25 protein-coding genes and 3 tRNA genes are annotated in these 25,454 nt (G+C 40.5%); 16 read left to right on the forward strand and 12 right to left on the reverse strand.

Features of this window, described 5'->3' with window-relative positions; all coding sequences use genetic code 11:
- Positions 1 to 49: 49 nt before the first annotated feature.
- The 5 genes from QQK02_RS08880 to gmtY are packed head-to-tail and all read right to left on the reverse strand — an operon-like array spanning position 50 to position 7,386.
- On the reverse strand, positions 50 to 2,161 hold the full coding sequence (locus tag QQK02_RS08880) for an AAA family ATPase (RefSeq protein WP_284207649.1): 2,112 nt from the start codon (positions 2,159 to 2,161) through the stop codon (positions 50 to 52).
- A complete protein-coding gene (locus tag QQK02_RS08885) occupies positions 2,158 to 2,595 on the reverse strand; it encodes a VPA1267 family protein (protein ID WP_284207650.1) in 438 nt (145 codons plus the stop codon). The genes QQK02_RS08880 and QQK02_RS08885 overlap by 4 nt, the downstream gene beginning before the upstream one ends.
- Positions 2,595 to 3,272, reverse strand: a complete 678-nt coding sequence (gene gmtX / locus QQK02_RS08890) for a gamma-mobile-trio protein GmtX (RefSeq protein ID WP_284207651.1) — start codon at positions 3,270 to 3,272, stop codon at positions 2,595 to 2,597. Before gmtX ends, QQK02_RS08885 begins: the two co-directional genes overlap by 1 nt.
- Complete coding sequence (gene gmtZ / locus QQK02_RS08895) at positions 3,272 to 5,926, reverse strand: gamma-mobile-trio integrase GmtZ (RefSeq protein WP_284207652.1); 2,655 nt, start codon at positions 5,924 to 5,926, stop codon at positions 3,272 to 3,274. The genes gmtX and gmtZ overlap by 1 nt, the downstream gene beginning before the upstream one ends.
- A gap of 2 nt (positions 5,927 to 5,928) precedes the next feature.
- Positions 5,929 to 7,386: a gamma-mobile-trio recombinase GmtY gene (gene gmtY / locus QQK02_RS08900; protein WP_284207653.1), complete on the reverse strand. Its 1,458-nt coding sequence runs from the start codon at positions 7,384 to 7,386 to the stop codon at positions 5,929 to 5,931.
- A gap of 498 nt (positions 7,387 to 7,884) precedes the next feature.
- On the opposite strand from gmtY, the gene QQK02_RS08905 reads away from it, so the two are divergent.
- The 3 genes from QQK02_RS08905 to QQK02_RS08915 all read left to right on the forward strand — a co-directional run bounded on the left by QQK02_RS08905 (position 7,885) and on the right by QQK02_RS08915 (position 8,440).
- Positions 7,885 to 7,961 (forward strand) — tRNA-Asn (locus tag QQK02_RS08905).
- Between the two features lie 201 nt (positions 7,962 to 8,162).
- Positions 8,163 to 8,239: transfer RNA gene (locus QQK02_RS08910), tRNA-Asn, on the forward strand.
- A 124-nt stretch (positions 8,240 to 8,363) separates the two neighbouring features.
- Positions 8,364 to 8,440 (forward strand) — tRNA-Asn (locus tag QQK02_RS08915).
- A gap of 356 nt (positions 8,441 to 8,796) precedes the next feature.
- Here the strand turns inward: QQK02_RS08915 and QQK02_RS08920 are convergent.
- From QQK02_RS08920 to QQK02_RS08935, 4 genes are all read right to left on the reverse strand, one after another.
- Positions 8,797 to 9,036, reverse strand: a complete 240-nt coding sequence (locus tag QQK02_RS08920) for a hypothetical protein (RefSeq protein WP_284207654.1) — start codon at positions 9,034 to 9,036, stop codon at positions 8,797 to 8,799.
- A gap of 9 nt (positions 9,037 to 9,045) precedes the next feature.
- Positions 9,046 to 9,291 (reverse strand): hypothetical protein, encoded by a 246-nt coding sequence (locus tag QQK02_RS08925; RefSeq protein WP_284207655.1) that lies wholly within the window; start codon positions 9,289 to 9,291, stop codon positions 9,046 to 9,048.
- Between the two features lie 166 nt (positions 9,292 to 9,457).
- Positions 9,458 to 10,072, reverse strand: a complete 615-nt coding sequence (locus QQK02_RS08930) for a LysE family translocator (protein WP_284207656.1) — start codon at positions 10,070 to 10,072, stop codon at positions 9,458 to 9,460.
- A 103-nt stretch (positions 10,073 to 10,175) separates the two neighbouring features.
- Complete coding sequence (locus QQK02_RS08935) at positions 10,176 to 10,628, reverse strand: hypothetical protein (RefSeq protein WP_284207657.1); 453 nt, start codon at positions 10,626 to 10,628, stop codon at positions 10,176 to 10,178.
- Between the two features lie 259 nt (positions 10,629 to 10,887).
- On the opposite strand from QQK02_RS08935, the gene ccoN reads away from it, so the two are divergent.
- From ccoN to QQK02_RS09000, 13 genes are all read left to right on the forward strand, one after another.
- Positions 10,888 to 12,312, forward strand: coding sequence for a cytochrome-c oxidase, cbb3-type subunit I (ccoN, locus tag QQK02_RS08940; protein WP_284207658.1), 1,425 nt, complete (start codon positions 10,888 to 10,890; stop codon positions 12,310 to 12,312).
- Between the two features lie 11 nt (positions 12,313 to 12,323).
- Complete coding sequence (gene ccoO, locus QQK02_RS08945; RefSeq protein WP_284207659.1) at positions 12,324 to 12,968, forward strand: cytochrome-c oxidase, cbb3-type subunit II; 645 nt, start codon at positions 12,324 to 12,326, stop codon at positions 12,966 to 12,968.
- Positions 12,969 to 12,972: 4 nt separating this feature from the next.
- Positions 12,973 to 13,152 carry a cbb3-type cytochrome oxidase subunit 3 gene (locus QQK02_RS08950; protein ID WP_284207660.1) on the forward strand — a complete coding sequence of 60 codons (180 nt, stop codon included), beginning with the start codon at positions 12,973 to 12,975 and terminating at the stop codon, positions 13,150 to 13,152.
- Entirely contained in the window at positions 13,145 to 14,200 is a 1,056-nt protein-coding gene (locus QQK02_RS08955) for a c-type cytochrome (protein ID WP_284207661.1), read from the forward strand. Before QQK02_RS08950 ends, QQK02_RS08955 begins: the two co-directional genes overlap by 8 nt.
- A 141-nt stretch (positions 14,201 to 14,341) precedes the next feature.
- Positions 14,342 to 14,836 (forward strand): FixH family protein, encoded by a 495-nt coding sequence (locus QQK02_RS08960; protein WP_284207662.1) that lies wholly within the window; start codon positions 14,342 to 14,344, stop codon positions 14,834 to 14,836.
- Positions 14,836 to 17,232 carry a heavy metal translocating P-type ATPase gene (locus QQK02_RS08965; RefSeq protein ID WP_284207664.1) on the forward strand — a complete coding sequence of 799 codons (2,397 nt, stop codon included), beginning with the start codon at positions 14,836 to 14,838 and terminating at the stop codon, positions 17,230 to 17,232. Before QQK02_RS08960 ends, QQK02_RS08965 begins: the two co-directional genes overlap by 1 nt.
- Positions 17,229 to 17,438 (forward strand): cbb3-type cytochrome oxidase assembly protein CcoS, encoded by a 210-nt coding sequence (gene ccoS / locus QQK02_RS08970; protein ID WP_284207665.1) that lies wholly within the window; start codon positions 17,229 to 17,231, stop codon positions 17,436 to 17,438. Before QQK02_RS08965 ends, ccoS begins: the two co-directional genes overlap by 4 nt.
- Positions 17,428 to 18,102: a sulfite exporter TauE/SafE family protein gene (locus QQK02_RS08975; protein ID WP_284207667.1), complete on the forward strand. Its 675-nt coding sequence runs from the start codon at positions 17,428 to 17,430 to the stop codon at positions 18,100 to 18,102. The genes ccoS and QQK02_RS08975 overlap by 11 nt, the downstream gene beginning before the upstream one ends.
- Positions 18,103 to 18,138: 36 nt before the next feature.
- On the forward strand, positions 18,139 to 18,858 hold the full coding sequence (gene fnr / locus QQK02_RS08980) for a fumarate/nitrate reduction transcriptional regulator Fnr (protein WP_284207668.1): 720 nt from the start codon (positions 18,139 to 18,141) through the stop codon (positions 18,856 to 18,858).
- Positions 18,859 to 19,006: 148 nt separating this feature from the next.
- Positions 19,007 to 19,918: a universal stress protein UspE gene (gene uspE / locus QQK02_RS08985; RefSeq protein ID WP_284207669.1), complete on the forward strand. Its 912-nt coding sequence runs from the start codon at positions 19,007 to 19,009 to the stop codon at positions 19,916 to 19,918.
- A 120-nt stretch (positions 19,919 to 20,038) separates the two neighbouring features.
- Positions 20,039 to 20,947 carry a tRNA 2-thiocytidine(32) synthetase TtcA gene (ttcA, locus tag QQK02_RS08990; RefSeq protein ID WP_284207670.1) on the forward strand — a complete coding sequence of 303 codons (909 nt, stop codon included), beginning with the start codon at positions 20,039 to 20,041 and terminating at the stop codon, positions 20,945 to 20,947.
- A gap of 68 nt (positions 20,948 to 21,015) precedes the next feature.
- Positions 21,016 to 22,308, forward strand: a complete 1,293-nt coding sequence (locus tag QQK02_RS08995; RefSeq protein ID WP_284207671.1) for an NCS2 family permease — start codon at positions 21,016 to 21,018, stop codon at positions 22,306 to 22,308.
- A gap of 4 nt (positions 22,309 to 22,312) precedes the next feature.
- The gene (locus QQK02_RS09000) at positions 22,313 to 23,068 is read left to right on the forward strand and encodes an outer membrane protein OmpK (protein WP_284207672.1); all 756 of its coding nucleotides are present in this window, start codon (positions 22,313 to 22,315) and stop codon (positions 23,066 to 23,068) included.
- Positions 23,069 to 23,084: 16 nt separating this feature from the next.
- Here the strand turns inward: QQK02_RS09000 and QQK02_RS09005 are convergent, their stop codons facing one another.
- The 3 genes from QQK02_RS09005 to QQK02_RS09015 form a co-directional block, all read right to left on the reverse strand.
- Positions 23,085 to 23,948, reverse strand: coding sequence for a glucosaminidase domain-containing protein (locus QQK02_RS09005; RefSeq protein WP_284207673.1), 864 nt, complete (start codon positions 23,946 to 23,948; stop codon positions 23,085 to 23,087).
- On the reverse strand, positions 23,949 to 24,737 hold the full coding sequence (locus QQK02_RS09010; protein ID WP_284207674.1) for a hypothetical protein: 789 nt from the start codon (positions 24,735 to 24,737) through the stop codon (positions 23,949 to 23,951).
- Between the two features lie 61 nt (positions 24,738 to 24,798).
- The gene (locus QQK02_RS09015) at positions 24,799 to 25,452 is read right to left on the reverse strand and encodes a LysE family translocator (protein WP_284207675.1); all 654 of its coding nucleotides are present in this window, start codon (positions 25,450 to 25,452) and stop codon (positions 24,799 to 24,801) included.
- Between the last annotated feature and the right edge of the window lie 2 nt (positions 25,453 to 25,454).

Consider the following 25,454-nt stretch of genomic DNA (forward strand, 5'->3'; position numbering starts at 1 on the left):
AAATAACTACTTCGCTTATGAGAGTTGCTGTGGGCTTCTATGATAACCCTCAAATCATCCAAACTACCAACGATATGAATTTCAGCCTCGGCTCTGGTAATTGCAGTATACAGCCACGCTCTGTCAACGATTTTGCCTTTTTTAATGCGATTATGATTCTAGGGAGTTGCGAACCTTGAGCGTTGTGTAGCGTTATCGCATAACCCAATTCCATGCAATCGAGCACAGATTGCGTGACTTCAAGTTTATCCCCCGTATCCAGTGTGACTTCACCATAACTTTCACCGGATGACTTAACGCTGGTTAGAGTACCCAGAGAGCCGTTTTGAATGCCTTTGTCATAGTGATTTTGCGTAAATAGAATTGCATCATTTAATCTGAGGTTTTGAAAGAATCTCTCATCGTGCATTTCGAACTCAAGTCTATTTCCATTAGGGTTGACGGCTTCTTGAGTTAGTTTATTAATGTCGGCAACAAGCGCTTTGGTCGGTGCCATAACACGACTGTTTTCAGGTGATTGCTGATACAAGTCACAGCAGACTTGAGCAATGTCGCTCTTTGTCGTTTCGTGGAAGTGAATAGCGCCCGTACTAAGCTTCTCAGGCACGATGCCTTGATTAATGAGCTTGGAGTATTCAGGAATACCTGTTGAGCCTTCCTGACGCTTCACGATATCTAGCATGGTGTTAGCAATGGCTTTAGACAGAACAATATCTGCAAGTACCTTACCGCAACCGATGGGTGGCAGTTGGTCGGGATCGCCAGTAAAGATTATGCGAACCGATGGATGAATATGGTTGACCAAGCGATACATGGTTGGCAAATCAATCATACTGGATTCATCTATTATCAGAAGATGTTTTTGTTGGTCTGAGGTTGGCTCTATAGGTTCTTCACGCAGTAACTTAGCGATAGTTGAGGTGATAAAACCAATTGACTCATGCAAGCGCATAGCGGCTCTACCACTCAACGCTACCGCATGTATTTCAAATCCCATTTGATGATAGGCTCGAAGTGCGGTTCTAAGCACCGTTGTTTTACCTGTGCCAGCTCCGCCAGTGATACAACTCACTGTGTTGTCTAAACAGGTTGTTACTGCTTCAACCTGTTTCTTGGTCAACTCGTATGGCAATTCATCAACCGCTGACATATATGCAAAATTTGCATATTCGTCATAAAGATTGTTTTGGCTAGCTAATGCTTTAAGTCGTTTGGCAACGACATTTTCCATCAGCAACTGTGCCGTTGGATGGTAGGTGCCAGTGTAAGGGTTTAAAATGTATTGTGCTTTGTCGTGACCAGCTTTAAAGGCTTCCGCAACCAACTCTTTATCCTGAAGTAATTTGGTTAGATGTGGTCGCAAACTTGCTTGTGTTGTGTAGGTGTGACCTTTTTCGATTTCTTTTCGAATAGCGGTTTCAAGTGCAGCACTAAGTCTCTTGCTATTACAATCTGTGATCTCAAGTTTGAGGTCGCAAATTGCGACCACAAGATCTACTTGTTCAAACGACATCCCAAAACCAATCAGCACATACGGGTTTTGCTTAATAGCCTCAATGGATTCTTCGCCATGATGCTTCAATAAACGCTGCTGTATACTTGCTGGTATTTTGTGATCGGTCATCCAGTTGCAGTAGGCCAGATTCTTATATTTGGCGTAACCTTCAAATAACGAATTGATAGAATCTTCACTCAGGACGCTTCTAAGCCGTTCTCTTGATTCTGGAGTGTCTTTTCTAACCGTTGAATGGAAATTCTTACCTAGCAGCTCCCAACGTGCTCTTGCTTTGCTTTCACCAATGCCTTTGAAGTCACTTTCTCTGGCAATAAAGCGAATAAGCTGCTCACCCGTTTCTGGCAGGCTGCATTCGATGTGCTCTGGTGATTCATAGGTATGCTGCTGCATCACGAAATCACCCGTTTCCATTTCTTCTATTGAACGATGGCCTTTAACCGACCAGTGCTGGCCGAGGGCTGGTTGAACGGGGATGGCATCTGGATCAGCTTTGATAGTGACGTAATACTTGCCACTGTTGGTTTTGTATGAGTTTTTTGCCAGTGGCACGCCACTGAATATCACCATATTGGTGGAGCTGTAAGGGATGTTTGTGACACGCATTTGGTCTTGATGCAATTGTCCAATTGGAGCTTGAGCATTCATCGTGGCATGAACCCCATTTCTGACAAGGTTTCATTCAGTTCGCCAAACCGCTCTAGTTTACCTTCCAGCTCTTTAACTTTGGCTTTTAATTCAATGTTTTCAGCTTCTAATGCAGACACTCGCTTAGAGTCGAGCAGCTTACGATTCACAGTGTTGTCGTATTCCTTTGGCTTGTCGGCATCTTTCTTTGCTGATTCGGTCAGTGGCGGCAGAACACCTTTATCACGCAGCTTGTCTTCTAACGCCTTGAGCGCCTTTCTAAGCGCAGGATTCTGGCTAAGGGCAGACTTGCCGCAGCCAACACCTTTTGCTACCTCGATGCGGTTGAGCTTGCCTTTAAAGACTATTTGTTTAAAGTCATCATCAGACTGAGTGGCTTGCCACACTTCAAATGCTTCGAGGTTCTGCTGCGCTCTTTGCTGACCGTTTGCCATTATTCATCTACCTCGCCTAACAACTTGCGTAGACCAGTTGCAAAGCCTCTAGGGAAGATTTCTATGTTGTATTCCATGTCTTTTACTTGACCTGCTTGAGTGGTTTGCCAGTCATGTTTTTCCATACATTCGTCCGAGATAGCGTAGGTTAACGCTTTCTTCTCAGATTCAGTCAAGATGCCAGATAGTGAAGGCAAGACTTCAACGCTAGGCTCTGCGCTTGCATCGAACTGGCGAACAGGGCGTTTATCAATGGTGATGTTCGCATGTTGTTTAAGTAGGTTAACCTCTTTGCGATAGCGGTTGCGCTCTGCAATGATTTGACCAAATAACGCTCGTACCGCAGGGTCAGGGATGCGCTCTAGCAGCTTATTATCCTGTGGGACAGACTTAGAGCGAGAGGTTGGCGATAATGGCTTTTTGGTGGTTGTTTTGCACTTTGCCGCCCACGCTTCAATCAAGGTGCGGTAGTGTTTGTTTTTAGTAGCTCGTAACGCTTCGTAACCTGGGCCACCTTCTGCTGCTGATACTCGCCCCATTTGTGTAATAGAAAAATCACGTTGCCCCGATTCCACATAGGTTTTCAGGATATCGTTGAGCTTATCTAAATTCTTTTGGGTTCTTGGTACTTTGCCGTCTTTTAAGTCAGCCAGTATCACATCGATATTAATATCCATTAGCCCTCCAATAGCGCAGGTTGAGTAAGGTTTTCTAGGTGCAGTGCCTTATCAGTGAGCGCACTCATACCTGCACTGAACAGTTTGTTTTCTTCAAGGTATTCTCCTGCCTCAATGTAATTAGCGACTTTGCGATAGCCTTCCAATTTATCATTAGGGTCAGCGATTTTTGCCATTTGACGCAGCATGGCATTGGCAGCGATAAGTTGTTGTTTATCGTCCATTTCCATAAAGATTGGCTCAAAGCCTTTTTTCATTAGAACGCGACTGAGCTGGCGTGAGCGCTTTTCTATTGCAGGTGTTTTGCGTAGTTCGTCCTGCAAGTCAGGGTAGAATTCAGCATCGTCACACAATAAGGACAAATGAAGTAATTCCGATTCAGTTTCCACGAACTTTAAGGCGTAACTGACATCTTGCTCAGCACCCACAGCTATCAGTTTATCTGTGGTGTCATCATCAGTACGTGACTCTTCAACACGAATGATTTTTTGAATCAGCTCAAAGCAGGCTATCCAGTCTTTGGTGTACTCATCCGCTTCAACTTGCTGTTTCTCATATCGTCTCTGTAAGGCTTGCAGTGCACTATGTTTAGTAAAGTGCTTTCCTTGTTCTTCATAGAAAAATTGCTCGTCTTTAAGGGCTTCTAGCTCACCTTCAATTTCAACCGACAGGTTAGCCGCTTGATGTGCTTTGTAGCTAAGTTGGTTGAAGTGCGCATTGAGCGCAGGCAGGTAACGAGCTTCGGTAATAAACCAGCGGCAACGAATACAGTTTTCAGGACCATGCGGTACGCTGCCATAAATACGGCTTGCTGCTGCTTTTGCATATTTAATCAACTCACCGCCGTTCCAACACCCACCAAGCGTGCTAATTTCATCCGATTTCACGGTATTACCACCCACTAAACAAATACCTGTAGCCCGCTCCTCCCAACCTATTGGGTTTCGATTCACCAAAGCTGCCTGAATACTGTCTTCTTTGTGATACACCATCTTGCAATGGATTTGTTCCATTGAGGCATCTTTGAGGAAGTTACGCACCGACTGTTTAGATTTATCTTTCAGTTGAATTTCGGCTTCATCCATCTTTTCAGCCATCACTGATGAGGTGATTTTGTTATAGTAGATGGTCATCAATAGGCGAGTATGGCCTGCTAATAGCTTTGATATAACAGGTAGTGGTAATTGCGTATCCATTGTGTACGCAGTGATTAATGATACACGCAAGCTGTGTAATGGAAACAAAGTGGATGTTCTGTCAGATTTTGCTGTGGTTTCTGGATAATCATTCACCAGCTTCAGTCGCTCTCTGTTATCCAAAGAGACACCTTTTTCTGCAAGTTGTTCTTCGAGATATAGCAAAAGTTCGTACCACATCCTCCCTAATAGCGGGGCAGAAATGGGTTTATCACGATCTTCCTCCTTAGCTGAAGGGTTACGAAATAAAAATGAAATTTCCCCCATAGATTTAAGCTGCTCTTTCGATTTCTTGTGACCTATATGCTTTACATTCAAATTAGCGCAGTTTGTCGGTATCTTGATTGGGTTATATTTTTCCTGCCAGTTGCGCAGTTTTTCCAACCAGTAAAGTACCTCGTTATTTTCCCAAGGAATGATGTAGCCACGGTCAAGTTCGTCTTTATTCAGGTCAGCAGTTTTGTTGGTGTTGATGTAAAGCCCCGTTGATGTCTGCCCTGTCATGGTGTCTTGAATCCTGCGAAATACGCCTTTTCCGAACGGGCGTTTTGCGCTACCAAGTGCGAAATCATGTTGATTGTTTAGCATCCATCGACCATTCTCATAACGCCACGTATCCGCTTCGCCACTGTCTAACATACGTACCTGATAGGTACGCAATGGCAAATGGAGTTTCATGAAAATCACCATAGCTCTAACAGGCGACCAGATTTGGTAACTAATGGCTTTCTTGTTAAGTCGTATAACTTCTTTGGTGCGCCACACACAGTCAGGGTCGGATTTATCAACCAGCGCTTCCTCAACATCGAACCAGTCAGCATCTGCCTGACTTGCGTATTGCTGCGCCCATTTCCAGTGTTTAAAGTGGCGATATTGGTATGCTGGCAGCAAGGTTTCGCCAGTAGCAAGGTTTTGCTCAATGGCCGTTAATTCTGCTTTATCTGGCAATGGTTGCAAGATGCGTCGTAAATCCTCAATATAGCGATATGGCAAGGGTTGGCGAACCGTTTCGCTGTGTGTCACAGGGAATTTCAATTTGGTAAGGGGATTTTGAAACATTGGCATAGAGGTTCCATCATCTCCCTCTTGGGACAATATGTTTTCAAGGACAAAGTCCAGAAATTCAATAGTTATTGTAACAGCCCTGTATATTTCAGGTGGTGAAACACGTCCTTCAAGAATTTTTTCAAACTCTTCGCTAGAGCATATATGACCAGACTCCCCTTTAAAAAAAAGTGTAACGTCACTTGCATATGGAGCATGGGTATACAGATACTTTTCAATAAACTGTTTTATAGCCCATAAGAAAGGAGAAGGTGAAGATTTTTTACAGCGTTCTTTAACGAAGCAAGAAGCTAGATATCGCCATACTTCCCAATCAGCTCCAAACTTACTTGTAATCCAACTAAATTCAACATCTTGTGAGCTACCATCGTTTGAACCTCTTTGTTTTTTCATTATTATTTACCTCTCAATTTAGGGTATCTACCAGTGAAGTATCCTTGCGGGTCGATGTCATCAAAACCATGCTCAGCTAGCTCTTTCCAATCAAGTGCTTTGATTTTCGATTCAGGGTTTGCCAGTTGTAATGTTGCTTGAGTGAGTTCGTCAGATATTTCCTGTTGCCCTTTTCCAGTGTAGGCAATTTGAGATTCTAAGGATTTGTGGTGCATACAGCGGCGTATCACCAACGGATTCAGTCCTGCACGCTCTAATCGTCTGCCATAGCTATGACGATGACCGTGAGGGTCTAGTCCTTCAGCTTTGTTTGGTTCTAAGCCAATGCGCTTTAGTCCTGCCGCATAGCTTTGATGAAAAGCGTTGAGCGTGTAAGGGTTTCCAAGGGCGCTGTGCTGGAATGAAATGAACGAATACGGGTGATGGCAATCTACTCTGGCACGGTACTTCTGATAGTTTTTCCACAGAGACATAAATACTTTGCCGTAGTCCGTTGGAAACCACTGAACCTGAATGAAATTATCACGATGGTCAACGACCTTAGTCTTCCAGCCAATATGTGCTGTACTTTTCATTCGTTTGCGTGGTATACGAGCATATTCTTCTTTTAGATAGGCTTCTCTGGTCTTTGTACCTGAGCGACTGCGCCAACCATCAGGTGCTTTGCCATCGACTTCGTTGTAAATTCGAACTACCGCTTTTTCAGGTTCATACGGATCTTCAAATACATCAGTCTCCCAAAGCAATGCTGCTTCACTTTCACGTAACCCGCCACCGTGCATCAAAAGCAGTATGAGCTTATCTCTTAGCGCCACTCGTGGGTCTTTTGCTCCGCCAATACCATCTTTATAGAATGACTCCCAGTGCCTATCAGGGAATGCTATGGCATCGTCCTCGGTTTTCGTTAATGGAGTGCGCCCCTTCATTATGCGAGCTTTACGAATGGTTTTATTAACGGTTTTATCTTCAATATGACCAAGGAAGTCATTTTGGTTTTTGCGATACCAAGCAGCGTAATTAAGGCGTTGCTCGTGAGGCGTGGCATCACGCAAAGGGTTCATTGGAGTGGTACCTTGCTTGTTAGCTAGCCAATCTGTAAATGCCGTTAATCGATGTATATGTTTATTGACGTTCTCGGTTGAGCTTGGCACCCAATACAAACCAGAAGGATCTAGTCCATCTTCACCTATAGTGCCTGTATACAAGCGTTTAGCAAACGTCTGGAACAGTATTTTAGGGTCTTCAAACAATCCCTTGTTAGCTTCCATGTAATCTAAAAGCAGAGAAGTGGCTTGTATAAAACCATTCATTGAAGAATTGCTGGCATCATCAGATTCCATCTTTAGCAAGTAATCGGTAACCGAACCAACTTCACCTTGTTCGGTGATCAAGATGGGGAGCTGACTTTTAATGCCAGTATTATCTTCTACGATAGTTGCTTTGACTTTAACCGATGACAAGTTGCATTCCTCTAAACACATTAAACACTATAAAGCTAGCTAATGTTTTGTCAAATAAAAGGCAGATCTCTCTGCCTTGGTACATATTATACATAGTTTAATGTACTATATATAAAGTATTAGTGGATAAGTTATGGCACGCCACGACTGGTATATTCTATGAACAAATCAACATCATTTTTTGATAATTTTTCAACCGTGTTGGTGACAAAACAAGCAAACAAACAAATATTTAAAGATTTTCCTAATTTTGTGTTGACACGTTGCCATACGCCCTTTAACATTCCGCTCCGTTAACGACAACTGAATAGCTTTTGGTTGCCAATAACAATTAAAATATCCCCCTGTAGCTTAATTTTTTAAAGCTTTAGGTTGGAGCACTGTTAATCCATGTGACTCCGTAAAAACAATTAGATTATTCCCCTGTAGCTCAGTTGGTTAGAGCCTTAGGTTGGAGTACTGTTAATCCATGTGACTCCGTAAAAAAAATCAGATTATTCCCCTGTAGCTCAGTTGGTTAGAGCGGTGGACTGTTAATCCATGTGTCGTCTGTTCAAATCAGACCAGGGGAGCCACTTTATAGAAGTATGGCATTTTGCGGTATTTGAAAAATTAGATGTATCCTTGAGCTCAGTAATTTAGAGCATAAGTTGAATCACTGTTAATCCATGTGACTTCGTAAAAAACAATTAGATTATTCCCCTGTAGCTCAGTTGGTTAGAGCTTTAGGTTGAAGCACTGTTAATCCATGTGTCTTTGTAAAACCGTTAGATTATTCCCCTGTAGCTCAGTTGGTTAGAGCGGTGGACTGTTAATCCATGTGTCGTCTGTTCAAATCAGACCAGGGGAGCCACTTTATAGAAGTATGGCGTTATGCGGTATTTCAAAAATTAGATTATTCCCATGAGCTCAGTTTGTTAGAGCCTTAGGTTGGAGCACTGTTAATCCATGTGACTTCGTAAAAACAATTAGATTATTCCCCTGTAGCTCAGTTGGTTAGAGCGGTGGACTGTTAATCCATGTGTCGTCTGTTCAAATCAGACCAGGGGAGCCACTTTTAAAGACTGCTTTATGCGGTCTTTTTTCTTTTCTACGAATCTAAAAAAGCCATTTCCTATTACTCTGCCCTGCCACCATAAAGATAGCGGCGGACTGTACTGTTATTAATTTGTCATGTGTCGCCTGTTCAAATCAGACCAGGGGAGCCACTTTTAAAAGACTGCTTTATGCGGTCTTTTTTCTTTTCTACGAATCTAAAAAAGCCATTTCCTAATACTCTGCCCTGCCACCATAAAGATAGCGGCGGACTGTACTGTTTTTAATTTTAATCGGACGGTTCTCGAATACCAAATTCCAAAAAAAGCCTGCCATATAGCAAGCTTCTTTGTTAACAATGAACGAACATCATGGTTATTTTGCTTTGAGGTTTTGCCTGCAGTCCCTAGTTAAAGTCTTTTTCGCTCTATCAATAGAAACCACAAATTTATCGCCTTGAGACCGATAAACACAAACTTTCTTACCTTGTTTAAAGTCTGCACGTACTAGCTTTAGTATTTCGCCTTTCTTAGCGCTAGGTATATGAATTTCTTTAATGACTGTTGCTTGAGCTGTCGCTGTGCACAGCATTAGTCCTGCGAGAAAATATTTCATCTGTATCCCTTAAAGTTTCATCGACGCCACAATAGGCTCTATATAATCAGAAGCGACTGGAACATGAAAATAGCGAGCGTTAGACTCTTTAGTTTCTTGAATCCGGACTTTCATAATTTTATCAGCCCAAACCTTTAATTTGCTTGCTTTGGCATGTGATTGAGCTAAACAAATCGTCGTTTGGTTATCCCAATAACAAAGGTAAATACCGTTTGCTATCGGTTCATAACGATAGCCAGGTTTTGCTTTTTTCATCGTCAAATACTTCCTTTGAACAATTGTTAAAAACTAACAGTATTATGAAGCAATGATCATTAATGCATACATCGTAAACGTAATGTTTTGTACTTAGTTGTAACTGAGAAACTAATAGCAAGCTAGCTAGCAGCTATCATGTAGACATAAAATGTATTTTAGAGCGTTAGCCAATAGCTAACCATATACCAACACCTATCATCAGCGTGCCGGAAATTTGATTCATTAACTTTACGTTGTTACCTGTCGATAAAAATATGCGAAGCGTTTTACCACCAGTAGCATAAAGCGTCATACAGATGAACTCAGAAAGGAGAATGACCGACAGTAAGATAAGCATTTGCGGGGCCATTGGATAGTCAGTATTTATAAAGGGGGGTAATAATGCGATCATAAACCCCCAACCTTTAGGGTTTGAGATTGCAGTAATCAAACCCTGAGCAAATAATTGAAACTTACCAGTTTCTACTTCGCTATCAAGCTCTATCGCCATTTTCCCTTTCGACAGCGACATTTGAACGCCCAAATAACCTAAATAGCCTCCCCCGATATATTTTAGAACGGCAAATATATCTGGATATTTCAACATAACTGACGCAACACCAATAACGGCCGCGACGGCAACAATAGCAACACCTAATAGTTCTCCTACCATCATATACATTGTCCGTCTTACACCAACCGACATGCCAAGTGTCATAGCTAGTGTCATGCACATACCTGGTGTAATAGAAACGAAAAAGAATGTAGGAATAAAAATTGCAAGTACGGCTAAATCCATCGTGAAATCGTTAGAACTGTAAATACACTAGCCTAGCAAATTCAATACGCTAGATATACGTCTTTGACTTAATTAATCTAGTTAAAATTAAGTAAAAGCATCACTAACGTTGGCTGTAAAAGTTATCTACAAACTGAATTGTACTGACCTGGCCTGCCTCATCAACATATTGAACATCAATAACAATACGCCAATGCATAGTGGGATCGCTGCAACTACCAACAAATGCATTCGAAAAATACATCTCATTATTTTTGTCTGGTTCAAACAATAAAGGAATTTTTCCCATATACATGGATACCCCCTCTAAATACCCAGTCACATTTTGGACTTGATCTATATCAGAAAACGACAGTAAAACTGTGAATGGATTTTCAGGAACAACTTGTTCGACGCTCGCGCGAATTTCAAGCGAATGTGATTCTTTAATTTGTTGGCAGGTGACCTTAGCATTTAAGCAATAGGACTTGCCATTATCTAGCGTACTGTATGATTTTTCACCACAGCCAGTGACTAAAAAACATACAGCGATAATCAGTGTTTTAAGCTTATTCATGGCACTGATTTTATTGAAATTCCATCGAATTGTATATTTTCTTTACTGAAATGTAACAAATCTTGATTTTTTTTTGATTTAGAACAGGTTTTAGGCTTCATCTTAATGACTTTTGCTATTGAGTTGCTTAATATTCACAACCGATTTAATCAATCTGTGCGCCTTGCATGAAATTAGACTATAACTTAATCACATAGCTTAATTTTTGCTCGGCTAACAAACCCATTTTTTTAATAATTATAAATGTGGAAACCTTAACATGAACCAAAGTAATACGTCGGCAGTTGACTACAACATGAGTGTTGTTCGTCAGTTTACTGTCATGACTGTGATCTGGGGATTCGTTGGCACGCTTGTTGGTGTTCTTATCGCTGCTCAACTTATTTGGCCAGCGCTAAACTTCGACACACCGTGGTTAACGTATTCTCGTCTTCGTCCTCTCCATACCAATGCGGTAATTTTTGCATTCGGTACTAGTGCGCTTTTTGCTACTTCTTATTATGTAGTACAAAGAACCTGTAAAACGGCATTGTTCTCTCCGGGCTTAGCCTCGTTTACTTTTTGGGGTTGGCAAGCAATTATCGTTGCCGCTGCAATCACTTTACCTTTAGGTTATACAACCAGTAAAGAGTATGCGGAATTAGAATGGCCAATTGATATTGCAATTGCTGTCGTTTGGGTCTCTTATGCCATTGTCTTCTTTGGTACTATCATCAAGCGTACGTCTTCTCACATCTACGTAGCTAACTGGTTCTTCGGTGGCTTTATTATTACAGTTGCTGTGTTACACATTGGTAACTCAATGGCTATTCCTGTTTCAATGATGAAATCTTATTCATTATATTCGGGCGCTATCGATGCAATGATGCAGTGGTGGTATGGCCATAACGCCGTAGGTTTCCTATTAACAGCTGGTTTCTTGGGTATGATGTATTACTTCGTTCCTAAGCAAGCAGAGCGTCCAGTTTATTCTTACCGTTTATCAATCGTTCACTTTTGGGCGTTAGTATCATTATACATTTGGGCTGGTCCTCACCACTTACACTACACTGCATTACCTGATTGGGCTCAATCATTAGGTATGGTGATGTCAGTTGTATTATTCCTACCTTCATGGGGTGGTATGATCAACGGTATCATGACGTTATCTGGCGCATGGCACAAATTACGTAGCGATCCTATCTTACGTTTCTTAATCGTTTCATTGTCTTTCTACGGTATGTCTACCTTCGAAGGCCCTATGATGGCGATTAAATCAGTTAACGCATTATCACACTACACAGATTGGACAATCGGTCACGTTCACTCTGGTGCCTTGGGTTGGGTTGCAATGGTTTCAATTGGTGCAATGTACCACTTAATTCCAATTCTATTTAACCAAGAACGTATGTACAGCATCCGTTTAATCAACATTCACTTCTGGATGCACACTGCAGGTATTATTTTATACATTGTAGCTATGTGGATTTCAGGTGTTATGCAAGGTTTAATGTGGCGTGCTGTAAATGCTGACGGTACATTAACCTACAGCTTCGTTGAAAGTTTAACTGCTTCTTACCCGTTTTACTTCATGCGCTTCTTAGGTGGTGTATTAGTAGTAGCAGGCTTTGTAATCATGGCTTACAACATGTTCAAAACGATAGGCGCTCAAGATGGTAGCCTTAAAAAAGTTGAAGCAGCTTAAGGAGATTGAACATGCAAAACAAACATGAAAAATTAGAAAAACACATTGGCTGGTTCTTCGTTGCGACAATCTTCGCTATTAGTATTGGTGGTTTAGTGGAAATCACTCCGCTTTTCTTCCAAAAAGAAACAACTCAGCCAGTTGAAAACTTGCGCCCATATACAGCACTAGAATTAGAAGGTCGTGATATATACATCCGTGAAGGTTGTAACACATGTCACAGCCAAATGATTCGTCCGTTCCGTGCAGAAACTGAGCGCTACGGTCACTATAGTGTTGCAGGTGAGCACGTTTGGGAACACCCATTCTTATGGGGTTCAAAACGTACAGGTCCTGATTTAGCTCGTGTTGGTGGTCGTTATTCAGACGATTGGCACCGTGCTCACTTAATCGATCCTCGTTCTGTTGTGCCAGAGTCGAACATGCCGTCGTTTAAGTGGTTAGATGTAAACACGTTAGATGGTCAGTTAACAGCTAAGAAAATGGCAACATTTAACATGTTAACGCGCAATCGTTCACACAAAGACGAAAATGGTAACCCGATTCCGTTATATACAGCTGAAGAAATTGCTGAAGCTAAAACAACGGTTTCCGGTAAAACTGAAATGGAAGCCTTGATTGCTTACTTGCAATCACTTGGCCACGCATTGAAGTAGCACCATGGATTACGGAACGTTAAGAGGGCTAATTGCCCTCCTTATATTGACACTATTTATCATCATTGTGGTCTGGGCATACAGCAGGAAACGAAACAACTCGTTTGATAAAGCTGCAAACTCAATTTTTGAAGAAGACCGCAAAGAAGAAACTAACAAACAGGAGACTAATAATAATGTCTAGCTTCTGGAGTATATGGATTGCAGTTCTAACATTAGGAACGTTAGTAGGTTGTTACTTATTGCTACGTTTGTGTTTAAAGAACTTCGCTGGTGTTGAAGAAGGTGAGTCAATGGGACACACATTCGACGGCATTGAAGAACTAAATAACCCACTACCAAAATGGTGGAGCACGTTCTTCTTATTAACAATCGTTTGGGGCTTCTTATACTTAGCAATGTACCCTGGTGTTTTTGGCTCTAACTGGAACGGCCTACTTGGTTGGAAATCATCAAACCAAAATGTTGTAACACTTGAAGACTCAAAATCACAGGCACAAGCAAATTTGCAAGAAGGCTCAGGTACATTAGTAGAGTATGATCGTGAAGTTGCTCGTGCAAACGAAACTTACGGAAAAATATTTGCTAAGTATGCAACGTATTCAATTGAAGATATTGCTGCGGCAAAAGATGCTGAAATTGACTTCAACACTCGTGATTATGATGCGCTAACTGCAGTTCAAAAAGCACTGGTTGATCGCAGTGAAGCATTAAGAGTTGGTCAGCGTTTATTTATTCAAAACTGTTCACAGTGTCATGGTTCAGACGCTCGTGGTACAACAGGTTTCCCTAACCTTACTGATGATGATTGGTTGTATGGCCACTCTCCTGCTGACATTAAGTACACATTAATTGAAGGCCGTAAAGCACAGGGTATGATCGCTTGGGGAACCATGGTAGGTGGTGATGAAGGCGTGAAAGATGTTGCAGCTTACGTATTAAGCTTAAGCGGACGTGAAGCCAAAGAAGGTAACGCTGAAGCTGGAAAAGCCAAGTTTGCGATGTGTCAAGCATGTCACGGTGCAAATGGTGAAGGTAGCGCTGCGATGGGTATTGACCTTGGCGCTCCACGCTTAAACGATAACGTTTGGTTATACGGTGGTTCTGAGCGTGCTGTTCAAGCCTCTATCAAAAACGGTCGTGCTGGTGTAATGCCTGCTTGGAAAGACATTTTAGGCGAAGAAAAAATACACGTAATTAGTGCTTATGTTCATAGCTTATCTGAAAAATAATCACTGAAACTTCAGTGTAAAAAGCCCTATCCTTTGATAGGGCTTTTTTTTGATTTAAATCTTGTTATTTCAGTGACTTTTTCTTGGTGCAAACCACTAAAACAAGTACAATATTTAAAACTTTTTAGGTGACTAATTTTTATGAAAACTTCTTGGTACAAAGAGCCTTGGGCATGGTTAGTATTCATTTTACCATTTTCGGCTGTTGTTGCTGGTATCGCGACATTATTTATTGCATTAGATGAACCAGATCCTCTTGTAGCAGGAGATTATTACAAGAAAGGTAAAGCCATTAACATGCAAGTATCAAAAGTAAAAATGGCTCAAAAGTTAGGTATGCGCTTTGAGTTACAAATGATTAACAACGAACTTGTGATTAAACCTACCGGCATCGAAAAAGAATTTCCTGTGTTAAATGCGAACTTTTTTCACCCTACCTTAGCAGCTAATGACTTTTATTTAGCGCTTACGCCAGATGGTAACGGCCATTTCCGCCATATATTCGATGAGCCGGTTAAAGGCAAATGGAAATTGACGCTAAGCTCTTTTGAAAATAATTGGAAAATTCAACAAGAGGTTTATTTACCACAAGCAAACTTTATTGAACTTAAGCCAGACCCTGCACAAGCAAACTAATGACAAAAAGCTGTTTCCATTGCAATGAGCCCATTCCTCATGGGCTCGAATTATCTGTCAACATCAACGAATCCTCGCAGCCAATGTGCTGCATTGGTTGTCAGGCTGTTGCCCAAACTATCGTAGATAACGGCTTAGTTGATTACTATAAATTCAGAACTGAGCCGGCTAACAAAGGTGAAATACTAGTCCCCGACCAGCTATCAAAGCATAAACTGCTTGATGATGATGCCTTACAAAATGAATTCATACACCAAGACGGTGATACCAAAGAATCCATTCTAACTGTTGATAACATTAGTTGCGCTGCCTGTGCCTGGCTTATTGAGATGAAAATATCTCAACTTACTGGTGTCAAACAAATCACCGTGAATGCAACAACACAACGAGCAACTGTCAAATGGTTAGACGAAGAAATAAAGCTCAGCGAAATTTTGGCAGCAATCGATGCGATTGGCTACCATGCCCTTCCTTTTAAAGCCAGTATTGCAGAAGAGCTTAACCAACAGCAAAGTAAATCTTTTATAAAACGCCTTGGTATTTCAGGCATCTTAATGATGCAAGTTATGATGATCGCCATCGGTTTATATTTCGGTGCGTTTTCCGATATGTCTTCCCACAACGAGAACTATCTGCGTTGGGCAAGCATGATTTTATCATTCCCGATCATTAGTTATGGCGCCTACCCTTTTTATACAGGTGCTATTAATGCTCTTAAAGTGCGTCGTTTATCGATGGACGTCCCAGTATCAATTGCAATAACGCTTGCTTATACCGCTAGTGCTTGGGCAACAGTAACACGCCAAGGAGAAGTGTATTTTGAATCGGTTTCAATGTTCACGTTCTTGCTACTTATCGGTAAGTTTCTAGAGTTTAGAGCGCGTAATCGAGCAGCTCAAGTATCAGCAAACTTATTAAAACTTATGCCGCTATCGGCAACCATCATTGAAGATGGCCACCCTAAGTTAATTGCCGCTAAAAAATTACAACTACAAGATAGTGTGCTTATCAAGCCCGGTGAAACAATTCCAGCTGACGGTTTAATTAGTCATGGCCAAAGCCAAGTTAACGAAGCTATGCTTTCAGGTGAACAAAAGCCAGTATCGAAAATTCAAGGTGATAAAGTGTTTGCCGGTACGATTAATGGCGACGGCAACATAACCATTAGCGTCACGAGTTTAATGAGTGATTCTTTCTTAAGCCAGTTGATCCGTTTAAGTGAATCGGCACAAAGTCATAAACCTCAGTTAGCAAAATTTTCAGATAGAATTGCCCAGTACTTTGTTGCTTTAATTCTTGTTATGGCAAGCATTACAGCACTCTATTGGAGCCAGCACATGCCTGAAGAGGCGTTTTGGATCACCCTTTCAGTGCTAGTAGCAACCTGTCCATGTGCTTTATCATTGGCAACGCCTACTGCATTAACGTGTGCAACCACCAAGCTTAATCGCTCCGGTATCATGATCAAATCGGCACACGTGATGGAAACCATGCCGCAAATTGATTTGTACGCGTTTGATAAAACAGGCACCTTAACGACAGGTCAATTCACGATTGACCATGTTGAACTTTATGATGCACCGTTTACAAAAAAAGAGTTACTGACCTATATTGCAAGTGCCGAAGCCTATTCAGAACATCCCATAGCGCAAGCTTTTCACCCTTATTTTGACAGTAATACCAGAATAAATGATGTCGAAATTATTGCAGGCTGTGGCGTTAAGGCGATCATTAACAATCAAACGCTAGTTGTTGGTAAATCGAAATGGATACTTGATCAAATAGCGAGTAGTGAAGGCATTTCAACATTTGTAAAAAATGCAGCATGTGTCGTGTTGTTAGATAATAAATTGATTGCGGCTATTCAGCTAAAAGATACCATCCGCGAAGACGCTCAGCCACTATTGGCGCGCATCAAAAAACAAGGTGCTAAAACCTTATTGCTTTCAGGCGATAACCAAGAAGGTTGTCGACAAGTAATAGACAAGCTGTCTATCGATGAAGCACATAGCCAACTAAGCGCAAAAGATAAAATGTCAAAGCTTAAAGCTGCACAACAAAACCATAATGTTGTTATGGTGGGTGATGGTATTAATGACACACCAGTGTTTAGTGCTGCTCATTTATCTATTGCTATGGGCAGCGGTGCTGATATCGCAAAAAATGGCGCCGATGTTATTTTGTTAAATAACAAGTTAGACTCAATGACAACCTTGTTAAATGTTGCTGTAAAAACAAAGCGTATTATTCGCCAAAATTACGCTTGGGCGTTTGGCTATAATGCGATTGTGCTACCTTTAGCTATGTCGGGCTATATTACACCGTACTTTGCAGTTATCGGCATGTCGGCAAGCTCAATCCTTGTCGTAACTAATTCATTGAGGCTATTAAAATGACGGTTATTTATGTGTTGATACCAATTGCCGTTTTGCTGACTATTATCGGTATATACCTGTTTTTTTGGGCAGTAAAATCAGAGCAATTTGAAGACCTCGAAAAAGAAGGCATGAGTATCCTCTATGATGAAGAAAATAAAACGGATACTGTAAAACAAGAAGAAAAACCTAAAGACGAAGATAAAACTCAAACCAATGAACTTTGATTACTTCTCTGCGTTTTTAGTTGGTTTACTTGGTGCCGGACATTGCCTAGGGATGTGCGGCGGAATTACTGGCATGTTAACAAATGCCATTGGAAAAAATGCAACATACAAAAAATTTCAACTTGTTTTTGGCTATAATGTAGGCCGTTTAGCCTCATATACGCTTATTGGTTCAATAGTCGGTTTTTCTAGCTCTCTTGCAGTAAAAAGCACTGGTTTTAATCCTATTTACCTGCATGTTATCTCTTCTATCTTTATTATTTTACTGGGTTTTTACATCGCACAATGGTGGTTAATCATCGGTAAAATTGAGATTATCGGTAAGCGTTTATGGCAACTAATATCACCACTAACTAAACATTTCATTCCGGTTAATAGACCGTTTCAAGCTGTTGGCCTTGGGGCTTTGTGGGGGTGGTTGCCGTGCGGTTTAGTTTATTCAATGTTGACTTGGGCTTTAGCAAGCGGCAGTGCCGTCAACGGAGCTTTTATATTATTTTGCTTTGGCTTAGGTACCCTCCCCGCCTTGTTATCAATGTCTTATGGCATTCATTACGTTCAGTCACTTATGCGTAACACCGTGTTACGTAAATGTACTGGTTTGTTGATGATTGTTTACGGCCTTTACACCTTATTAATTGCATCTAGTAATGTCATTAATTAGAATATACTAATTAAAGGAATTAGTATCAGGTCATACATGTCAGCTAAAAATTGTGCAGCTCAGCAACACATTCATTGTCAAAACTGTAGTATCAGTGAACTTTGTTTACCATTTTCTCTCAATGATCAAGAACTTGATTTACTCGATAAAATCATTGATCGAAAAAAACCTGTACACAAAGGTGACAAACTTTTCCAAAATGGTGAAGCATTAAACTCACTATTTGCTGTGCGAACAGGTACGTTTAAAACCTATATCATTGATAGCCAAGGTGAAGAGCAAATTACAGGCTTTCATTTAGCAGGTGATTTATTAGGCTTTGACGCAATCGCAAACAAAACCCACCCGAGCTTTGCTCAAGCGTTAGAAACATCAATGGTCTGTGAGATTCCTTTTACTACGTTAGATTTGCTCTCTAACAATATGCCTAAATTAAGAACACAAATATTCCGTTTGATGAGTGATGAAATAAAGACAGATCAAGAAATGCTATCTTTACTTAATCGTAAAAATGCAGAGCAACGTTTAGCCACCTTTGTCGTTATGTTAAGTAACCGTCAAAAAGCACGTGGCTTATCCCCTTTCGAGTTTAGATTATCTATGACTCGTGGTGATATAGGTAATTACTTAGGGTTAACCGTTGAAACAATTTCTCGTTTATTAAACCGTTTTGACAAGCAAGATTTACTTACGGTTAATGGTAAATTCATTACCATCAATAATATTGAAGAGTTAGCTGAAATTGCGGGTATGTAGTTGGTTATAGAGAATATATCTAATAAACCACATTTTTTAGTTGCACTAAAACCTTGTTTTTCAAACTTTAATTTTGATTTATAACAAGGTTTTAAACTATATTATTTGACATAGTAACAACATTACTTTGTTTATATAGGCGACTAGCATGGAAAAATATCAAAACCTACTTGTGGTAATAGACCCTACCCAAGAAAGCCAAAAAGCATTAGCTCGAGCAATTGAATTAGCACGCAAAAACCAAGCAAAAATTACCGCCTTTCTTTCTATCTTTGATTTTTCTTACGAGATGACAACCATGTTATCGAGTGAAGAGCGTGAATCAATGCGTGGCTCTGTTATTGAAAGCAGAACACAATGGATCAACGAAATTATCAGCGATTTGAATACAGCAGATTTAGCCATTGATGTAAAAGTCGTTTGGCATAACCGCCCTTTTGAGGCCATTATTGATCAAGTTGAATCTCAACAATTTGATTTAGTGATCAAAGGCACACACGAGCACGATAAATTTAAAGCTGTTATTTTCACGCCAACCGACTGGCATATCTTACGCAAATGCCCTTGCCCTGTTTTACTCGTTAAAGAGCACTTATGGCCTGAAAATGGCAACATCCTTGCTGCAATTAATGTAGGAAGTGATGAAGCGGAGCATGTTGCACTTAATGATAAAATTACCGAAGAAGCTAAAAACCTAGCGAATATCATAAATGCCAATGCAAATTTAGTGAATTCTTTTCCTGGTACTCCAGTTAATATCGCCATAGAAATACCTGAGTTTAATGCCATGGAGTATAACGATAATGTGAAAAGTCATCATCAAGAAGCCATGGTTGAACATGCCAACAAATTTGGTATCGATGAAGCGCATACCTTTGTAAGAGAAGGTTTACCCGAAGATGTCATTGAGAATATGGCAAATGAACTCGATGCTGAACTGGTTATTTTAGGTACTGTAGGTCGAACAGGTATTTCAGCAGCCCTCATTGGAAATACTGCCGAACACGTTATCGATCGTTTAAACTGCGATGTTTTAGCCCTTAAGCCGGACGGTTTTTAGTTAATAAATCCCATAAATGAAAAGCAGTTATGTGTCGATTACACTCTACTGCTTTTTTTCGTTTTTGATCAGCTAGATCATCAGGTATAATGCCCGCGATTTTTCTAGGGTATTTATTCAATGACTGAGCTTACTGCAACACAACAAACGCAATTATCAAAACTTGAAAAGAAACTGCGCCGAAATGTAGGCCAGGCAATTGCACAATACAACATGATTGAAGATGGCGATCGAATCATGGTGTGTTTATCTGGTGGTAAAGACAGTTACGCTCTGCTTGCCATTTTAATGTTGCTACAAAAGTCAGCGCCGATTAACTTTTCACTGGTCGCGGTCAACTTAGATCAAAAACAACCGGGATTTCCCGAGCATATTTTACCTGAGTATTTATCGTCTCTAGGCGTTGAATATAAAATCGTAGAAGAAGACACCTACGCCATCGTTAAAGAAAAAATTCCTGAAGGTAAAACCACCTGTAGCCTTTGCTCTCGTTTGAGACGCGCAGTTTTGTATAAGGCAGCTAAATCGTTAAATGCAACGAAAATAGCATTAGGGCATCACCGTGACGACATGATTGAGACCATGATGCTTAACATGTTCTACGGTGGAAAATTAAAAAGTATGCCACCTAAATTGGTCTCAGATAATGGTGAACATGTTGTGATCAGGCCTTTAGCATTCTGTAAAGAAAGTGAGCTCATTCAATACAGTGAGTTAAAAAAATTCCCAATAATTCCTTGTAATTTATGTGGTTCTCAACCTAACTTACAACGTCAAAACATTAAACAAATGCTCAATGATTGGCATGATAAATTTCCTGGGCGTATTGAGTCTATGTTCACCGCGATGCAAAACGTCGTGCCTTCACACTTATGTGACGATGAGCTATTTGATTTCAAAACCATTAACCAAGATTCTAATGTTGTTGATGGTGATATTGTTTTCGATGAGCCCGAATTAACAGCAAAACCTATAAAACAACAACCAGAAAACACCTTACAACAAGTCAATATTATTAACGTAAGTTAGCAAGTTCACCTATTCGGTGAACTCGAGATACTTTTTACATTTACTTTGTTTATCAAAAGGCAAACACCATGCTTGAAAAATGGTTTCAATTAACCGAGCACAATACCACCATTAAAAAAGAGGTCATTGCGGGAATAACGACATTCCTAACAATGGCCTATATTATTTTTATTAACCCAGCAATGCTATCTGATGCAGGCATGGATAGAGACGCAGTTTTTGTCGCAACCTGTTTAGCAGCTGCTATTGGTTGTTTCATTATGGGCTTTGTTGCTAATTACCCAATAGCACTTGCACCTGGGATGGGATTGAACGCTTTTTTCACCTATACCGTGGTATTAGACATGGGTTATAGCTGGGAAGTAGCGCTTGGTGGTGTATTCTTCTCAGGTATTATTTTTACCGTGTTAAGTTTATTTAATATCAGAGAATGGATAATCAATTCTATTCCGCAATCATTGCGCTTTGGTATTGCAGCAGGTATCGGCTTATTCCTAGCATTTATTTCATTGAAAAATGCGGGTTTTGTCGTTGATAATCCAGCAACATTCGTAACTTTGGGCGATGTTACCGCTCCTGAGCCTATTTTAGCGGCCATCGGTTTATTCTTAATCGTTGGTTTAGCAAAGCGCGGCATAAATGGTGCAGTAATGATTTCTATTTTGGCAATTACTGCGTTAGGCCTGCTCATAGGTAAAGTGCAATATGGCGGTATAATGTCAATGCCACCAAGTTTAGCACCAACCTTTATGGCTTTAGATATCTCTGGTGCGCTTGAAATTGGCATGATAAGTGTTGTCTTTGCCTTCTTATTTGTTGATTTGTTTGATACATCAGGTACGTTAATCGCGGTTGCACAGCGCGGTAACTTACTTGCCAAAGACGGTACATTACCCCGATTAGGCAAAGCACTGCTTGCTGACTCTAGCGCAACGGTAGCTGGTTCAATGTTAGGTACCTCTACCACGACAAGTTATGTTGAAAGTACAGCAGGTGTAGCTGCTGGTGGCCGAACGGGCTTAACTGCAGTAGTCGTGGGTGGTTTATTCTTACTCTCATTATTTTTCTCACCGCTTGCCGGCATGATTCCAGCATTTGCAACATCTGGCCCGCTGTTTTATGTCGCCGTTCTGATGTTGGCTGGTTTAGTTCATATCGATTGGGATGATCTATCCGAAGCCGTGCCTGTAGCCGTGATATGCATCACAATGCCATTAACGTTTTCTATTGCCCATGGTATTGCCTTTGGTTTTATTTCATACGCTCTCGTTCGCATTTTCAGCGGCGAGTTCAAGTCGCTAAATATCAGTGTGCTATTTTTAGCATTATTGTTTGTATTAAAATTTGCTTTCTTTGGATAAACACATGAAAAATGCACAACTTTCGTCTCTAATCGCTGCCCTGCCGCTTGCGCTTTCTGGTAACGTAACTGCAGAGACTCTATGGAGTAGCAATAGCTTTAGTTACTTAAAGAATACTTCAGACTTTGAAGTGTTAACCAATGATTCTATTGATGTGTTTACTTTTGAACATGTCTCTGGTCATAACTGGGGTGATTTATTTCTATTTGCCGACCGCACTTTAGCCGATGCTGACAATGAAACCCCTGAATTTAAAGGCACATACGGTGAAATATCACCACGTTTAAGCTTATCTTACGCATTCGGTAAAGACATGTCTTTCGGCATTATCAAAGACACCTACCTCGCAACTACCTTTGAGATGTCATCAGATACTTTCGGTAGTTTTGATAATGTTTTGGTTGGCATAGGTACAGACTTAGCGATTCCGCACTTCACATTTGTTAAAGCAAATGTTTATTATGCCAACAATGACAATATTGACGACGATTACCAACTGACGATGTCATGGGGTTATAACTTCCCATCGGCTAATCACAAAGTAAGTTTTAATGGTTTCTTCGATTGGTCTAGTGCTGCCGACGATCACGAATCGGAATTTCACTTCAACCCACAGTTACTAGTTGATGTGGGTCATTACTTTGAAAAGCCAGGTCATTTTGAAGCGGGTATTGAATATTCGTATTGGAACAATAAATACGGAATTAGTGGTTTAGATGATGAGAGTGTTGTTAGTGCGATGATTAAAGTAACACTTTAATAAATGCTAAATAACCTTACGGCGCTGTTTCGGCGCCGTTAAAAAACGCCTGGTTATGTCTGAGCATATTCGTTAACTCTAAAACATAGTCACTACCACGTTCAGAATACGGTAATAGTCCGGTTGCTAATATCTCTGCAGTTAATGGCTGCTCTGACGCTCTTAGCTGCTCTCTAATACTCCGAAACACCAAATACGCATTGTTGGTGTTTAAGTTACGCAAATACGCCGCTACGGTTTCCTCAAGCGTTTCATAGGAAGCCACTTCATGGGTTAGCCCTTCAGTACGAGAATTCGGCACCATGCCACAACCTTTTTGATAGCACCACATACCAAACAGATTTAAACCTTCACGAGCAAATCGAGAAGTTCCCCAAGCTGATTCATTAGCACCTTGAACAAGAACAAGCTCTACCGGCACTACATCAACACGTTTTTGTAGGTGTTGAATTTGCAACATAGGCGAGTCGATATTCCTTACTCGGTATTGTTTAGCTAAATCATCAAGCCATTGAATTTCTTGATCGGTTAAGATCTCTTCCAAACCGAGCTTTTCAGCTAGCGTTAATAGCTGAGTGCGTTGAGCTAAAATTTGTTGGTTTTGATTTTCAACAACAGGTCTTAAGTAGTTAAAGAATGCCGTCTTTTTCTGCTTAACATCTTTGTATTGAGCAAAGTTAGGTACTTTTCCGGTATATGGTTGCTCTTTTTCATGTTCTTTTTTCTGGTTGATTTTTATCGCCTGCTTATCTTCTTTTTCCATAGCATCAGGCGATGGTGCAACCTCACTTTGCGGTGCGGTTGTTGGCTTAGTAAAAGGGTAAGCTAAAACCACTGCAAATACGGCAATAGCTAAAGCTTTAACACTAAACTTTTTCATTTATGCGTCAAACGTTCCTGAATCAGATACCGTAGTCGTTGCTTGTCCATTCACGGTAATTCCAAAAATTTCACGATATAATATCCCTTTTGCATGAAAGTACATAGGTGCGAGATAACTCATAGCAAAAAGAAAGAATACAAAGCCAAACATTGCAGAGCCAGCCGATGATGTTTGAGCAAAAGGCAAAATAATCAGCACTAAGGCTAAAGCGAGCGGTAAATAAACCGCAAAAATATTAAACCACTGGAAACGCAATGCTTTGATTGACAGCACAATTGCTTGTAGTGGTGATAGTTTCTTATCGATAACTAATGGCACAATCAAGGAGAAACAAACAGCGAGAAAAATACCCGGTACAATAAAGAGTTGTAAACCTAAGCCAACTAAAACTGAGCTTAGAAGTGCGGCAACGGCAACCCAACTACCACGTTTTAGAAAGGAGAACACTTGTTTTGCTCTGGTATTTAATCCAATAACTTGAAAAATACCCATCATTTCAACACCTGCAAGAAACGGCCAAATGATAATAGTGACAGCAAGATTTAAGATAGATAAGCGCTGAGGATCAGCATTGACAACCTCTAAACCACCAAGAAATTCTGCCAGCACCATTGTCGCAAACATACCAATAACTAAAACAATCAACAATGCGCCATTAATAGATGCCCTACTTTTAATGGTATTTCGCCAAGCCTCTAACAATACTTCTTTAGGCTTAATACGGTATTCGCCTTTTAATGCTTGTTCAACACTACCGCCAACATGAACAACTGAGATTTTATCCACTAACAACACCTACTAAGATAAATTAAGAAAATCATAACAAAAAAACTATGTTAACTAAATGCTAACCGATATCACTTACCACTAATTCAATGGCAAGAATTAATAACACTAAGCCCATTATTCGATCCAACCAGTAGCCTTTGCTCATGATTTTGTTTCGAATTTTATGATGACTTAACACCAGTGATAGTCCACTAAACCAAAGACCCGTTGCTATGGCCATATAAAGCCCATAAGTAGCTTTAATTGACGTTGGCGTATCAATAGAAATAACCATTGAGAACAAACTAACAAAGAAAAGGGTCGCCTTTACATTTAGCGCATTGATCAGAAAGCCTGTGGTAAATGCTTTTCTATTGCTAGGCGCTTTCCTATCAACGGCTAATCGTTCAACTTCATTATCTTGCTGAGTATTGGTTGCTGGCGCTTTAGCACGAAGACCATGCCACGCAATATATAAAAAATAAGCTGCTGCAATATACTTTAACCCACTGAGTAAACTTGGCGTTGTCGCAATGATTAATCCAATACCGACAAGTGAATAAATCACGTGCACTAATATCCCACACCCAATGCCAGCACTAGTATATAGCGCTGTTTTTCGCCCATGTTGAATACTTTGTTTCAAAATAATCGCAAAATCAGGACCTGGACTTGCAACGGCCAACAAATGGACAAGTGCAATAACAAGAAACTCTTGAATATACTGCTCCATCC

This window comes from Thalassotalea eurytherma, assembly GCF_030161415.1.
In the GTDB taxonomy this organism is placed as follows: Bacteria; Pseudomonadota; Gammaproteobacteria; order Enterobacterales; family Alteromonadaceae; genus Thalassotalea_G; species Thalassotalea_G eurytherma.